Raw genomic sequence first — 14927 nt, 5'->3', positions numbered from 1 at the left:
GGGACTGCCCCATTGTCCAGCCGCATCATTCCCGTCCAGCCTTTCGACTATGTGGTCTTTGGCGCCACCGGCGATCTGACCAAGCGCAAGCTGGTGCCGGCGCTTTATCACCGCTTCATGGACGGACAATTCGATGAGCAGAGCCGCATTATCGGCGCGTCCCGGTCCAAGCTGAGCGAGGCCGATTTTCAAAAGCAAGTGCGCGACGCGCTCGGGCAATTCGTCGAGAAGGACTATCAGGACGCCGACACCATCGAGCGCTTCGTCAAGATATGTACCTATGTGCCGGTCGATGCCAGCAAGCCCGATGAATCGGGCGATCTCGGCGCGGCCCTGCGCGACGATCCCAAGGTGGTGCGCGCTTTCTATCTCGCCGTCGCGCCCGATCTGTTCGAGCCCATCGCCGAATATCTGCACAACAAGAAGCTTTATCGCCGCGACGCCCGCGTGGTGATCGAAAAGCCGCTGGGCCACGATCTGGCGTCCAGCCAGGAAATCAATGATGGCGTCGCCAAGATCTTCAAGGAAGATCAGGTCTATCGCATCGATCATTACCTCGGCAAGGAAACGGTGCAGAACCTGCTTGCCCTGCGCTTTGCCAATACGCTGTTCGAGCCGGTCTGGAACTCGGCCCATATCGATCACGTGCAATTGACCGTGGCCGAAAGCGTCGGCGCCGGCACTCGCGGCTATTACGACGAGAGCGGCGCGCTGCGCGACATGATCCAGAACCACATGCTGCAATTGCTGTGCCTGGTGGCCATGGAGCCGCCCGCCAGCGACGACGCCAATGCGCTGCGCGACGAAAAGCTCAAGGTGCTGCGCGCTCTCCGCCCCATCGCCAATGGCGAAGTGGCGCGGGAAACGGTGCGCGGCCAATATCGCGGCGTCACCTCGGAAACCGCTTCCGTCGCCTCCTATCAGGACGAATTGCCCGAGGACAAGAAAGGCAGCCGCACCGAGACCTTCGTGGCTATGAAGGCCCATATCGACAATTGGCGCTGGGCCGGCGTGCCCTTCTATCTGCGCACCGGCAAGCGCATGGCCGAGCGCGTCTCCGAGATCTGCATCCAGTTCAAGCCCATTCCGCATTCGATCTTCGATCATGCCGAAGGCGCGCCCAGGCCCAACAAGCTCATCCTTCGCCTGCAGCCCGATGAAGGCGTCAAGCTGATGATGATGATCAAGGATCCCGGCCCGGGCGGCATGCGCCTGCGCGAAGTGCCGCTCAACCTGTCCTTCGCCGAAACCTTCGACGAACGCACGCCCGAAGCCTATGAGCGCCTGCTCATGGACGTCATTCGCGGCAGCCAGACCCTGTTCATGCGCCGCGACGAACTGGAAGCGGCCTGGCAATGGGTCGATCCGATCCGCGAGGCGTGGAACCGCGCCAGCGAACCGCCCCAGACCTATACTGCCGGAACCTGGGGCCCGAGTGGGGCCGTGGCGCTGATCGAGCGCGATGGCCGATCCTGGTATGAGGGGAATAATTAAGGTGAGCATCGACCGCCGCAGCTTTGCCGACAAGCCGACATTGGCTAAGGAATTGGCCGAATCCGTCGCCGACCGCATCCGCGCCGCCATCGCCGCGCGCGGCGCCGCGTCCATTGCCGTCAGTGGCGGGTCGACGCCGGCAAAATTCTTCCAGGCCCTGGGCAAGACCAAGGATATCGACTGGGACAAGGTGGTGGTGACGCTGGTGGACGAGCGCTGGGTCGACGAAACCAGCGACCGCTCCAATGCCGGCCTCGTCAACGAAAAGATGCTGCAGGGCCCCGCCGCCACGGCGCGCTTCTTCCCGCTCTATTCGGGCGGCGACGAGCCGACGCCCGAAGCCATCGGCAAGACCAATGCCCTGATGGCCGAATTGCCGCAGCCTTTCGCCGCGGTCATTCTCGGCATGGGCAATGACGGACATACCGCCTCGTTCTTTCCGGGCGGCGACACCCTTTCCGAGGCGCTGACTTCCCCGGGGCCGACGCTGGCCATTCGCGCTCCCGGCGCCGGCGAGCCGCGCGTCACCTTCACCCTGCCGCGCCTGCTGGCTACCGACGGCCTTTATCTGCACATCGAAGGCGCCGAAAAGGCGGAGGTGCTGGACAAGGCGCTGGGCGAAGGCGCAATAGAGGATATGCCCATCAGGGCCGTGCTGCGCTCCGGCGCGCCGATTTCAGTTTACTGGTGTCCATAAGGCCCCTGGGGCGGTCCCCAATCGACCGCCCTGGCCGCCATTGGAGAGCCAGTTTTTGATGCAAGGATCAAGCGCGCCAGCGGCCCCCCTTTGGCGCGCCCTTGCCAGCAATGGAGACTTGCCATGACCGTCCGTCAGGCTATTCAGGACGTGACCGACCGCATTGCCGCGCGCAGCCGCGACACCCGGCGCGATTATCTCAACCGGCTCGATGCGGCCAAGGCGCAGGGCGTCCATCGCTCGGCGCTGTCCTGTGGCAATCTCGCCCATGGTTTTGCCGCCTGCGCCCCGTCCGAAAAGGCGGCGCTGGCGGGCGACAAGGCGCTCAATCTGGGCATCGTCAATTCCTATAACGATATGCTGAGCGCCCATCAGCCCTATCAATTCTATCCCGACATCATCAAGCAGGCAGCCCGCGACATCGGCGCCACCGCGCAGGTGGCCGGTGGCGTGCCGGCCATGTGCGATGGCGTGACGCAAGGCCAGCCGGGCATGGACCTCTCGCTGTTCTCCCGCGACGTCATCGCCATGGCCACTGCCATCTCGCTCAGCCATAACATGTTCGACGCCGCCGTTTTCCTGGGCATCTGCGACAAGATCGTGCCGGGCCTCGTCATCGGTGCGCTGTCCTTCGGCCATCTTCCGGCAGTGTTCATCCCGGCCGGTCCCATGACCTCGGGCCTGCCCAATGACGAAAAGAGCAAGGTTCGCCAGCTCTATATGGAAGGCAAGGTCGGCCGCGCCGAATTGCTGGAAGCCGAGAGCAAGTCTTACCACTCTCCCGGCACCTGCACCTTCTACGGCACCGCCAATTCCAACCAGATGCTGATGGAGATCATGGGCCTGCACCTGCCGGGTTCGAGCTTCGTCAATCCCGGCACGCCGCTGCGCGACGCGCTGACCCGCGAGGCGACGAGGCGCGCCTTGTCCCTCACGGCCCAGGGCAATAATTACACCCCAATCGGCCACATCATGGACGAGAAGGCCATCGTCAACGGGCTGGTCGGCCTGCACGCCACCGGCGGCTCTACCAATCACACCATGCACCTGATCGCCATGGCCGCCGCCGCCGGGCTCCACGTCACCTGGGACGATATGAGCGATCTCAGCGACGCCACCCCGCTGCTGGCGCGCGTCTATCCCAATGGCCTTGCCGACGTGAACCATTTCCACGCTGCCGGCGGCATGGGCTATCTGATCAAGGAATTGCTCGAGGACGGTTATCTGCACGAGGACGTCAAGACCGTCTGGGGCACGGGCCTTTCCGGCTACACGGTGGAAGCCAAGCTGGTCGAGGATCAATTGTCCTTCGAACCCGCCCCGGCCGAAAGCGCCTTGCCGAAAGTGCTGACCAGCACCAAGGCCCCGTTCCAGCAGACGGGCGGGCTGAAGCTGCTCAAGGGCAATCTGGGCCGTTCGGTCATCAAGGTGTCGGCGGTCAAGCCCGAGCATCGCGTCATCGAAGCGCCGGCGCGCGTCTTCCATGGCCAGGAAGGCCTGCAGGCCGCCTTCAAGGCGGGCGAACTGACCGGCGACGTCATCGCCGTGGTGCGCTTCTCCGGCCCCAAGGCCATTGGCATGCCCGAATTGCACAAGCTGACGCCGGCCCTCGGCGTCTTGCAGGATCGCGGTTTCAAGGTTGCGCTCCTCACCGATGGCCGCATGTCCGGCGCCTCCGGCAAGGTGCCCGCCGCCATCCACATGACCCCCGAAGCCTTCGATGGTGGTCCGATCAGCAAGATCCGCGATGGCGACATGATCCGGCTGGACGCCAGTGAGGGAACGCTGACCTTCCTGGGCGACGAGAAGGAATTCTTCTCCCGCACTCCGGCCACCGAGGATTTGCGCTCCCAGCATTTCGGCATGGGTCGCGAACTCTTTGGCGGTTTCCGCAGCCTCGTCGGCGTTGCCGATCGCGGCGCCAGCGTATTTGGCTGATAGCGGATTTGCTTTGTGCGAGGGCCTCTTGTGCGCCCTCCATTCTAACGTCATTGCCCGGCTTGTCCGGGCAATCCATCCTGGGTAAGCCGGGCCGCCAGCCTTCAGCCGAGCCAGTCGGCAATGGCCCCGGCATCCTCCGGGCTCAGTTCATGGCCCTGGCGCAGCACGGCAACGCTCACCTCGGCGCCGGCTGCCCGCAAGACCTCCACCAGCTTTTCGCCCTGCGCGCGGAACGCGTCCTTCTCCCCGAGCACGACCAGCACCGCAACGCCTGACAGATCAACCTCCGGCGCTGCATCGAGCACCATGACCGGGCGCAGGAGCACGGCGCGCCGCACCATGTCCGGATGCAGCAGCATGGCCACTCCCAGCAGGTTGGCGCCGTTGGAATAGCCCAGCGCCACGAGTTTTTCCCGGTCCAGCCGGTAGGCGCCGGCGGCCTCCTCGAAAAATGCATGCAGCGCCCCGGCCTCGAAGCGGGCGTCCTTCTGATCGAAAATGGCCGGGCCGAAGGCGCGGAACCAGCGCCTTGTGCCATCTTCGGTGCTGCGGCCGCGCATCCCCAGCAGCGTTGCTTCCGGCGCCGCCTTATGCGCCAGCGGCATGAGATCGGCTTCATCCCCGCCGGTGCCATGCAGTAGGATGAGGGTCGAGCCATCCGGCCTATCAGGCGTGAAGAAGCGATGCGTATAGATCAGATCGCGATAGATGACGCGCTCATCCCCGGGCAGCCCGAATTGCGGCAGCATCACCTTGATTGCCTCTTCATCCGGCGTGTCCGGCGGCACGAACAGCGTCGTGCCGAGGCTCTCCAAAGTTTCGTCCAGCGTGAAGCCGGGCCCGTCGCTGGCCATTTCGATCAGTACATCGCCGGGCTCGCGCACATAGAGCGAGGTGAAATAGTGCCGGTCATGCAGATTGGTCAGGCTCGAATTGCGCTGGCGTAATTCTCGCTCCACCGCCTCGACCTGCTCTCCGTCCCGCGCCCGCAACGCCACATGGTCCACCGTGCCGGTTCCCGCTGCGCCCGCCCAGAACCCGGCCGCGTCGCGCACATCGATCACATCGCCCATATCGGAAATGAGCCGCTGGGTTTTCCCGTCGACCGGACCGGGCCGAAAGCCGAAATAGCGCGTGAGGAAGCCGCTGGTTTCCTCCTGCACGATCGAGAGCAGGGTCACCCCGCGAATGCGCCTGATCCGGTGTTCCGCCGGAATGTCGCTTTCCGGCATCGGCAAGACCGGCAGGTCGGCGCTGACCAGCTTGATGAGCACATTGTCGGGGTCGCGCAGGCGCAGCACGGTCTCGCCGAATTCCTGCCCCGTACCCTCGACCTTGACCTGATGGCTCAGCGCCCGTTCCAGCCAGAACCCGATCGAACCCGGTGCAATGGTCAGCGCCATCTCGCTGACCTGCCCGGCGCCCGCCTGGCCCGCTGAACCGCCCGGCCAGACCAGAAACGTCACCAGCGCGCCCGGCGTCGCGGCATAATCCCCGTAGAACAGGTGCAATTGCCGCGCATCCTCATAACCGCCGGTGCGCTTGACCAGACGCATGCCCAGGAACCCGGCGTAAAAATCCACATTGGCCTGCACATCGCCGGTGATCAGGGTGACGTGATGAATGCCGGAAATCATCGGCTTCTCCCGAACAGGCGCTCGATATCGCCCTTTTTGAGTTCGACATAAGTCGGTCTGCCATGGATGCACTGGCCCGAATGGGGCACGGCCTCCATGTCGCGGAGCAGGGCGTTCATTTCGTCCACCCGCAGCCGCCTGCCGCTGCGCACCGATCCGTGGCAGGCCATGCGGGCGATGATGGCTTCCATTCGCCCGGTCAAGGCGGCGGCGCTGTCCCATTCGGCGAGGCCATCGGCCAGGTCGCGGACAAGGCCGGAAATGTCGGTATTGCCGAGAAGTGCCGGGGTTTCGCGCACGGCAATGGCGCGCGGCCCGAAACGGTCGAGATAGAGCCCGAATTTTTCCAGCTCCGGCGCCGCCTCTTCCAGCCGGGCGCAATCCTCCTCCGGCAATTCCACGATCACCGGGATCAATTGCGCCTGGCTCGGCACGATGCCTTCCGCCATCTGCGCCTTGAACCGCTCATAGACCAGCCGCTCATGGGCGGCGTGCTGGTCCACCAGCAGCAGACCGGTATCGTTCTGCGCGATGATGTAGTTGTCAAACATCTGCGCCCGCGCCGTGCCCAGCGGATAATCGACAGCGTCCAGCGCGATGTCGACGCTTTCCACCCTGCCGCTCGGTTCGGTGAAGCCGGACAATTGACCTGGCCTCGTGTCGAGATGGAGTGGGGCCCGCTCATTGCGCCAGCCATAATGCGCCGCACTCGCTGGCATCGGCATCGATGTTGGCGCGGCTCGCTCCATTTCTGGCGCAGCAAAGGCCCCCAGAATATCGTCGGCCACGCTGCTCGAGGCCTTGAAGCCGGCAGCGGCCAAAGCCATGCCGATGGCCTTGATCACCGCGCCCCGCACCGCGCCCTGGTCGCGAAAGCGCAATTCGGCCTTGGCGGGATGCACATTGACGTCCACCTCGCCCGGGTCGATGGCCAGATAGAGCGCCACCACCGGAAAGCGGTCGCGAAAGGTATAATCGGCAAAGGCCGCCCGCACGGCGCCCACCAGCACCTTGTCGCGCACCGAGCGGCCATTGACGAAATAGAACTGGCTGAGTGAATTGGCCCGCGTATAGGTCGGCAGGCCCGCAAGCCCGGCCACCACCACGCCATGTCGAGCCAGAGCCAGCGGCACGGCGTTTTCGACGAAATCTGCGCCCATCACCTGCCCGAGCCGCGCTTCCAGCGCGCCCTCGCCGCTGATTGCAGGCCAGTTCGAGGCGCTGCGGTCGGCGCCTTCCAGCACGAAATGGACCTGCGGATTGGCCATGGCGAGCCGCTTGACCGTATCGGTGATGGCGGAGCTTTCGGCGCGCACGCCCTTCAAGAATTTCCGCCGCGCCGGCACCTGGGCGAACAGGTCGCGCACCTCGATCACCGTGCCCCGGTTCATCGCCTGCGGCATCGGCCCCGAGCGGCGGCCATTGTCGACCACAAGGACGAGGCCGCTTTCGGCTTCCGCCGGGCGCGAGGCCACCGAAAGCCGCGCCACCGAGCCGATGGAGGCCAGCGCCTCGCCCCGGAAACCCAGCGTGCGGATGTCATCGAGATCGTCCGCCGACAATTTCGAAGTGGCGTGCCGCTCCACCGACAGGATCAGGTCGTCCCGGTCCATGCCGTGGCCATCATCGGCGATGCGGACCAGGTCCATGCCGCCATTGGCGGTGGTGACGACAATGCGCCGCGCCCCGGCATCGATGGAGTTTTCCACCAATTCCTTGACCACGCTGGCCGGCCGTTCCACCACTTCGCCGGCGGCGATGCGGTTGATCAGGTCTTCGGGCAATTGGCGTATGGACAAGGGCGATTCTCCTCTGCCGCCAATATAGGGTAGGGCAGGGCATATTCCGACCCGCTTGCATCAATTGTGCCCAGACCGATTGACCAGAAGGGCTCCGCCGGTTCACCTAGGCCAATGAACCAAGGGTCCGGCCGAATCCGCATGCCATGGGTCCAGCGTGCCAATGTCTTCTGGGATTGGCTGGCGGACAATTTCTCCATGCCCGGCCTTCTGGTCGGCGCGGTCTTCTTTACCCTCTCGCTCACGCCTTCGCTCTTGCCGCGCACCGAAATCGTGCAAGGCATCCTCTCGGGCTGCTGCTTTGCCATCGGCTATGGCCTCGGCAATCTGGCCCATTGGCTCTGGGGCTTTCTCGGGTTGCACGTGCCGCCCGGAAGGGTGACGCGGGCCATGGGCATCGTGGTGGCCTTGGTCGCCCTGGCGCTGGTGGTCCTGGCCCTGTCCTATGCGAATACCTGGCAGAATTCGGTTCGTGCCGTCATGCACATGCCGCCGGTGGACCAGTCCCAGCCACTCCTGATCGCGGCCATGGCCCTGCCCATCGCCATTGTGCTCATGGTGCTGGGCAGGCTGATGGTGCGGCTGATCCGGCTGGTCTGGGGCTGGCTCGCCCCGCTTCTGCCGCGCCGAGCCGCTCTGGTTCTGGCCACTTTGCTCGTCGCCATCGCGGTCAGCATTCTGGTCAATAACCTCTTCTGGCGTAACGCCCTGCGGGTTGCCGACAATTTCTATGAACGGCTCGATGCTTTGGTCTCGACCGACGATGCCCCGCCCGCTGAGCCGGACAAGACCGGCAGCGCCCAATCGCTGATCGAATGGGAAACCATCGGCAAGGATTCGCGCATCTATGTGCAATCCGGCCCGGCGGCGGCGGACATCACCGCCCTGACTGGCCGGCCCGCGATTGAGCCGCTGCGCACCTATGTGGGCCTGCGCTCGGCGCCCAGCGTCGAGGCCCGCGCCCAGCTGGCGCTGGACGAACTCTTGCGTGTCGGGGCATTCGAGCGCTCGGTGCTGGTGCTGATCATGCCGGTGGGCACCGGCTGGGTCGACCGCGCCGGCATCGACATGCTCGAAATCCTCCATGATGGCGATGTCGCCAGCGTCGCGGTGCAATATTCCTATCTCACCAGCGCGTTGTCGCTGCTGGTCGAGCCCAATTATGGCGGCGAAACCGCCCAGGCGCTGTTCGATATCGTCTATGCCTATTGGACCGACCTGCCGCCGGAGAGCCGACCTTCCCTCTATCTCTACGGTCTCAGCCTGGGCGCGCTCGCCTCGCAGAATTCCACCACCGTTTATGATGTTCTGGGCGACCCCTTCGATGGCGCGCTCTGGGCCGGTCCGCCCTTTTCCAGTTCCACCTGGAGCCGGGTGACTCAAGGTCGCCAGCCCGATAGCCCGTTCTGGCTGCCCCGCTTCGGCAATTCGAGCGCCATCCGCTTCATGAACCAGTCCGGAGCCAGGGATTGGGACGGTCTTGAATGGGGCCCGATGCGGATCGTCTTCCTGCAATATGCGAGCGACCCCATCGTCTTCTTTTCCTTTGATGCCGATTGGCAGCGCCCGCCCTGGTTTGCCGCCCCGCGCGGCCCCGATGTGTCGCCGGCGCTCAATTGGTATCCGCTTGTCACCTTCCTGCAATTGGCGCTGGATACGGCCCTGTCGCAGACGGCACCGGTCGGTTATGGACATGTCTATTCGCCGCGCGACTATATTGACGCCTGGTATGAGGTCACCCAGCCGCCGGGCTGGACCCGTGCCGGGCTCGAAGCTCTCAAGAGCGCCGTCAACCCCCAGGATTACGCCCCGTTCCCGCCGTGACCGAATTTTCCGACAAGCCCATGGATCTGGCCCTGCGCCTCGCCGAGGAAGCGGCTGCCTGTGGCGAAGCGCCCATCGGCGCGGTGGTGATGGAAAACGATCGCGTTCTGGCCGCCGAGCGCAATCGCATGCAGGCTCTGGGCGACCCCACCGCTCATGCCGAAATGTTGGCCATTCGCGCGGCTCTGGCGGCGCGTGGCACCGGGCGGCTGGATGGCTGCGACCTCTATGTGACGCTCGAGCCCTGCGCCATGTGTGCGGGCGCCATCGCCCATGCCCGCCTGCGCCGCGTCTATTTCGCCGCCGAGGACGTCAAGGCCGGCGCGGTGGAGAATGGCATTCGCCTGTTCGACCAGCCCACCTGCCACCATCGACCCGAAGTGATCGGCGGCCTCTCAGCCGCCCGCTCCGAAAAGCTGCTGGTGGAATTTTTCCGCCAGCTCCGGGACTGAAAGCCCGGCACTGTCACCCCGCCACCGCGCCGGTCACGCCCAGGGATTGTCCACCATCGGCCAGATATCCCGCCGCGCCTTGCGATAATCGGTTTCCGCCGGCCGGTTGGGATAGGGCTTGCCCGCCGAGCAATAGATGATCTCGGAAGCGATTTTGGAGAATGAATCGTAGAAATGATTGGTCGATTTGATCAGCAGGATTTTTCGCTGCTGCGGATCGATGCCCATCGCCGAGAACAGGCTCGGGTCGAAACTCTGGGCGCGGGTCGAATTGAGGATCACGTCGATCCCCTCGAAATGCACCCAGGCTGCGTCGCCGAACGGCGCGAAGCTCTCGCCGAACTTCATCTCGGCATTGCGCTTCAATGCCTTGACGATAACGCGCTTGTCGATCGGATCGCCGGTAAAGGGGGCTGACTTGGCTCCGAAACGCAGCATGATTTCCGCGCCTTCACCTGCGGCGAAACAGATCTGCACCGCGATGGGATCCCAGATCGTGCCCACGGCCACGTCCTGCGCGCCGCGCTCTATCAGTTCGGCCAGAACCACGGTGGCGTCGCCCGCGGTGCCGCCGCCCGGATTGTCCCACACATCGGCAATCACCACCGGCCCGCGTGGCGCGGCAATCGCCGCGTCCACCGCCACCTGTTCATCCACCTGGCTCACCATGAAGGTGCCGCGCATGGCGAACAATTCGCGCCCCAGTTTTTCGGCGAGGGCGGCGCCCATTTCCTTCTGGCCATCGGTCACCGCCACCAGCTTGGTGCCCATTTCCGGCACGTCGCCGGCCATGAAGCCATGCACCACCGATAGCGAAAGCAGTCCCGGCTCCGAGCGTTCCAGCGCCATGAGATGATCCACGAAGCCGCGCATCGGCTGCTTGGAGGTGGGGAAGACGTCGATCATCCGGCAATCGAAAATGCTCATCACCGGCTTGATTTCGCCCTTGAGCGCCCGCGCCGCGATGGCCCAGAGGTCGCGCGCGCGGTCGACGAAATCGGTGTGGGGAAATTCCTTGAAATAGACGAAGAAGTCCGCCGCCGCCGCGCGCTTTGCCGTCAAATGGCTGTGCGGGTCGAGTTCGGCGCAGACCAGCACCTCGGGACCGACAATGGCGCGAATCCGGGCCAGCAAATCGCCCTCGGGATCGTCATAGCCCTGCGCCACCATGGCGCCGTGCAGTCCCAGCACCACCCCGTTCACCGGCATGGCGGCCTGCAATTGCCCGAGGATTTCGTCGCGCAATTCCTCATAGGTGGATTGGGCCACCAATCCGGCCGGATCGGCCCAGCTGGCGCTGCCCTCGATCAGCGTCCAGCCCTCGCGCGCGCAAACCTCGCGGCCCACGGTGATTGGCGCCGTGCACAGGGTGGGCGTGGCCGGGTGCTGGCCCGGCTTGGCGTGAAGCGATGCCTCAAAAGCCTTCTTGTCGATGGCGACGGGCGAAAATGTATTTGTTTCGGTGGCGAGAGCGGCGGTAAAGACACGCAAGAGACTGATCCGGGCTGAAGCACATGGGCGCGTTGAGCGACGCTACACCAAGCTGCGCCGCCGATCACGTAAGAAATTTACATTTTGCGCCGGGTTCTGCGGTCATTTCCTCGATCCTTGCCTCGAAATACGCTAAGGAGAGAAAGAAAATTTCATATTCGAGAGGGATAGCCCATGTCGATCAAACGTTACGGTGCAGAAAAGTCGGGGGCCGGTGGCCAGAATCTGCCCTTCGCCCGCGCCGTTGAGGCTGGCGGCTGGCTCTATGTGTCCGGCCAGGTCGCGATGAAGGACGGCGAGATCGTCGGCACCGGGATCATCGAGCAGACTCACCTCACCATCAAGAACGTCATCGCCATACTCGAAGAGGCCGGCTACGGGCTCGAACATGTGGTCCGTTGCGGTGTCTGGCTCGATGACCCGCGCGATTTCTGGAGCTTCAACGCCGTCTATAAAAGCTATTTCGGCGAGCATCCTCCGGCCCGCGCCTGCGTGCAGAGCCATATGATGGTCGATTGCAAGGTCGAGATCGATTGCGTCGCCTATAAGGGTCCATAAACCTGTTCCTGACCGGACAGTATTTTCACCCTCGGGCCTGGCCCGAGGGTGTCTGCAATTGGCGCCGCGCTGCTGATGGGCGTTGACACCGGCTCCCGGATCGGGTCCGAGGGTGGCATTGAATTGGTGGAGACATTGAGCCGATGACCAATCCCTTCCGTCTCGACGGGAAGACCGTCCTTATTTCCGGCGCCGGCGGCGGCATCGGCCGGGTTCTGGTCGAAACCTTTCACGCGGCGGGCGCCAATGTCGTCGGCGCGGACCGGGATTCCGCCCTGATGGTCGGCCTGCCTTTGGTGCGCACCGTCCTGTTCGATCAGTCCGATGCAAAATCCACCCGCTCGGCAATTGCCGCCGACATCGCCGCCCATGGTGCGCCCGATGCGGTGATCGCCAATGCGGGCTTTACGTGCGCCGAGCATTTCGGCCATCTCGATGACGAGATCTGGGCCAGCGAAATGGCCATCAATCTCAATGGCGCCTATGCGCTGGTCGATCCGGTGGTGAATGCCATGGCCGAGCGTGGCGCGGGCAATGTGGTCTTCATCTCCTCGGTCAATGCGCTCCAGCATTTCGGCAATCCGGCCTATTCGGCGGCCAAGGCGGGCCTGCTTGCCTACGCCAAGGCCATTGCCGTCGAGCGAGGCGAGCGGGGCGTGCGCGCCAATGTGGTTGCGCCCGGATCGGTCCGCACTCCGGCCTGGGATCATCGTCTCGCCGGCGATCCACAATTGCTCGATAAAGTCTTGCCGCATTATCCGCTGGGCCGCATGGTCAGTCCCGAGGAAGTGGCCAATGCCGCGCTCTTTCTCGCCTCCGATGCCGCCTCCGGCATTACCGGGGTCACCATCCCGGTCGATGCGGGCCTGACTTCGGGCAATCTGCGTTTCGTCAATGAGGTACTGAGGGCGAAATGACCCGCTATAACGAACTCGATACTCCTGCCGTCCTGATCGATCTCGACAGGGCCGAGGCCAATCTGAGCAAGGCGCAGGCCGCTGCGGACCGCGCTGGGCTGAAATTGCGCCCCCATATCAAGACCCACAAACTGCCCTATTTCGCCAGGCGGCAGGTGGAGCTGGGGGCGGTTGGCATTACCGTTCAGAAGCTGGGCGAGGCCGAGGTCATGGCCGATGCGGGCCTCTCCGACCTCCTGCTCACCTTCAACATCATCGGCCCGGCCAAGCTTGCTCGGCTCAAGGCCCTGCATGATCGCGTCACCATTCGCGTCGTGGCCGACAGTGCCGATTGCGTCGCCGGGCTCGCCGCCACCTTCACCGATCCGGCCCATCGTTTCGGCGTCTTCGTCGAATGCGATACCGGCATGGGTCGTTGCGGCGTGCAATCGCCGGAGGCGGCGCTGGCGCTGGCAAAAGACATCATCGCCGCGCCCGGTCTCGAATTTGCTGGTCTCATGACCTATCCCGCCGCTGGCAAATATCACGAGGCCAATCAATGGCTGGCCTCGGCCAACGCGCTGTTCGCCGCCAGCGGCATTGCGGTGCCCGCGATCACCACCGGCGGCACGCCCGACATCTGGAACATGCAGGACGCATCCGGCATTGCCAGCGAATATCGTCCCGGCACCTATATTTACATGGACCGCTCGCAGGTCGCGGCGGGGGCGGCCAGCTATGATGATTGCGCCCTCACCGTCCTCGCCACCATCGTGTCCCGTCCCACCGAGAACCGCGCCATCATCGATGCCGGCACCAAGGCGCTGACCAGCGATCTGCTCGGCATGGTCGGCCACGGCTATGTCGTCGATTATCCCGAGGCGAAAGTCACCGGGCTCAGCGAGGAGCATGGCATGATCGACGTCTCCGCCTGCGCCACCAAGCCCAGGATCGGCGAGACCATTCGCATCATTCCCAATCATTGTTGCCCGGTGAGCAATCTCTTCGATCAGGTCCATCTGATCCGCGATGGCGACTTGGTGGAAACCCTGAGGGTGGCCGCACGGGGCCGAGTGGATTGAGCCGCGTCCTTCGCGGCTGACACCGGCCGCGATGCCTCCCTTCCAGCGTCATTGCCCGGCCAGTCCGGGCAATAAAGCCCCATGGCAAAGCCGCAGGACCATATTCCAGATAGGCCGGAAACGTTTCGGCTTCGGCTTGCCCCCGCCCTCTCGGCATGAAATCCTGCCCTTCAACAGGAGAGCATCATGGCCGATTCCGAAAGCCGCATTGCCGTTTCCACCTGGTCGCTGCACCGTCTATTGGGCGCGACCTATCCGCATGATCTCACCACCGATGCGGTGAGCGATGGCGAGGACACTTATGGCGACGGCGAGGAATCCCTGCTCGGCCTGCCCTCCATGCTCGCCAATCACGGCTATAAAAGACTGGAAATCGTCTCCTTCCACCTGCGCAGCCGCGATCCGATCTATCTCGGGGAATTGCGCGACCAGCTGAAAGTGTCGGGCGTTGCGCTGCAAACGCTGCTGATCGACGCCGGCGACATGACCGATCCGCTGGTGGGCGAACGCGACACACGCTGGATCGCCGGCTGGCTCGAAGTCGCCAATGAACTGGGCGCGGAAAATGCCCGCGTCATTGCCGGCAAGCAGCCGACCTCCATCCAGGCCCTGGAACGATCGGTCGAAGGCTTCCGCCATCTGCTCGCCGCCAATGCCGGCTCCCCCATGCGGATCGTCACCGAAAACTGGTTCGAACTGCTCTCCACCCCGGAAGCCGTCCATATTCTGCTCGACCAGCTCGATGGCCAGATCGGACTGCTCGCCGATTTCGGCAACTGGACAGGGTCGGACAAATATGAAGGCCTCAAATCCATCTTTCCGCGCGCCGAATTGTGCCACGCCAAGGCCAATTTTATCTCAGGTCAGCTTGATGAGGCCGATTATGGCCTCTGCATCGCGGCAGCGGAGGAAGCCGGCTACAAGGGCCCCTATACGTTGATTTTCGATGCGGACCATCCCCAGGAATGGGCCGGCCTGGCCGAGGAACGCGACTTCATTCTCTCTCGCATCGGCTGAGCGGAAAACCGCTCTGTTTATGTCGAAACATCCCGATAT

General features: G+C 63.9%; 12 protein-coding genes. 9 read left to right on the top strand and 3 right to left on the bottom strand.

The genetic code is table 11. The features are described 5' to 3' along the window. The first annotated feature begins 12 nt into the window (after positions 1 to 12). The 3 genes from zwf (at position 13) to edd (ending at position 4129) form a co-directional block, all read left to right on the top strand. A complete protein-coding gene (zwf, locus tag H0482_RS12510) occupies positions 13 to 1494 on the top strand; it encodes a glucose-6-phosphate dehydrogenase (RefSeq protein ID WP_193730396.1) in 1482 nt (493 codons plus the stop codon). 1 nt (position 1495) lies between these two features. Next, a complete protein-coding gene (gene pgl / locus H0482_RS12505; protein ID WP_407925724.1) occupies positions 1496 to 2191 on the top strand; it encodes a 6-phosphogluconolactonase in 696 nt (231 codons plus the stop codon). Positions 2192 to 2314: 123 nt separating this feature from the next. Further along, on the top strand, positions 2315 to 4129 hold the full coding sequence (gene edd, locus H0482_RS12500) for a phosphogluconate dehydratase (RefSeq protein WP_193730394.1): 1815 nt from the start codon (positions 2315 to 2317) through the stop codon (positions 4127 to 4129). 104 nt (positions 4130 to 4233) lie between these two features. Here the strand turns inward: edd and H0482_RS12495 are convergent, their stop codons facing one another. Together H0482_RS12495 and mutL are read right to left on the bottom strand one after the other, a co-directional pair. Next, positions 4234 to 5769, bottom strand: a complete 1536-nt coding sequence (locus tag H0482_RS12495; RefSeq protein ID WP_193730393.1) for a VOC family protein — start codon at positions 5767 to 5769, stop codon at positions 4234 to 4236. Beyond that, positions 5766 to 7568, bottom strand: a complete 1803-nt coding sequence (gene mutL, locus H0482_RS12490; protein WP_193730392.1) for a DNA mismatch repair endonuclease MutL — start codon at positions 7566 to 7568, stop codon at positions 5766 to 5768. The genes H0482_RS12495 and mutL overlap by 4 nt, the downstream gene beginning before the upstream one ends. Positions 7569 to 7709: 141 nt before the next feature. Here mutL and H0482_RS12485 point away from each other — a divergent pair, with 141 nt between their 5' ends. Both H0482_RS12485 and H0482_RS12480 read left to right on the top strand, forming a co-directional pair. Then, the gene (locus tag H0482_RS12485; RefSeq protein WP_193730391.1) at positions 7710 to 9392 is read left to right on the top strand and encodes an alpha/beta hydrolase; all 1683 of its coding nucleotides are present in this window, start codon (positions 7710 to 7712) and stop codon (positions 9390 to 9392) included. Positions 9393 to 9412: 20 nt separating this feature from the next. Beyond that, positions 9413 to 9844: a nucleoside deaminase gene (locus H0482_RS12480; protein WP_193730493.1), complete on the top strand. Its 432-nt coding sequence runs from the start codon at positions 9413 to 9415 to the stop codon at positions 9842 to 9844. A gap of 33 nt (positions 9845 to 9877) precedes the next feature. Here the strand turns inward: H0482_RS12480 and H0482_RS12475 are convergent, their stop codons facing one another. After that, entirely contained in the window at positions 9878 to 11335 is a 1458-nt protein-coding gene (locus H0482_RS12475) for a M81 family metallopeptidase (protein ID WP_193730390.1), read from the bottom strand. 174 nt (positions 11336 to 11509) lie between these two features. On the opposite strand from H0482_RS12475, the gene H0482_RS12470 reads away from it, so the two are divergent. The 4 genes from H0482_RS12470 to H0482_RS12455 all read left to right on the top strand — a co-directional run bounded on the left by H0482_RS12470 (position 11510) and on the right by H0482_RS12455 (position 14888). Next, complete coding sequence (locus H0482_RS12470; protein WP_193730389.1) at positions 11510 to 11893, top strand: RidA family protein; 384 nt, start codon at positions 11510 to 11512, stop codon at positions 11891 to 11893. A gap of 143 nt (positions 11894 to 12036) precedes the next feature. Continuing rightward, the gene (locus H0482_RS12465) at positions 12037 to 12810 is read left to right on the top strand and encodes an SDR family oxidoreductase (RefSeq protein ID WP_193730388.1); all 774 of its coding nucleotides are present in this window, start codon (positions 12037 to 12039) and stop codon (positions 12808 to 12810) included. After that, entirely contained in the window at positions 12807 to 13871 is a 1065-nt protein-coding gene (locus H0482_RS12460; protein WP_193730387.1) for a D-TA family PLP-dependent enzyme, read from the top strand. The genes H0482_RS12465 and H0482_RS12460 overlap by 4 nt, the downstream gene beginning before the upstream one ends. Before the next feature lie 186 nt (positions 13872 to 14057). Continuing rightward, positions 14058 to 14888 carry a sugar phosphate isomerase/epimerase family protein gene (locus tag H0482_RS12455; protein ID WP_193730386.1) on the top strand — a complete coding sequence of 277 codons (831 nt, stop codon included), beginning with the start codon at positions 14058 to 14060 and terminating at the stop codon, positions 14886 to 14888. Positions 14889 to 14927 lie beyond the last annotated feature (39 nt).

It is taken from the genome of Devosia faecipullorum (assembly GCF_015158295.1).
GTDB classification, from domain to species: domain Bacteria; phylum Pseudomonadota; class Alphaproteobacteria; order Rhizobiales; family Devosiaceae; genus Devosia; species Devosia faecipullorum.
Note: the sequence above shows the minus strand (reverse complement) of the source record. Positions and strands in the feature narration are given on the sequence as shown.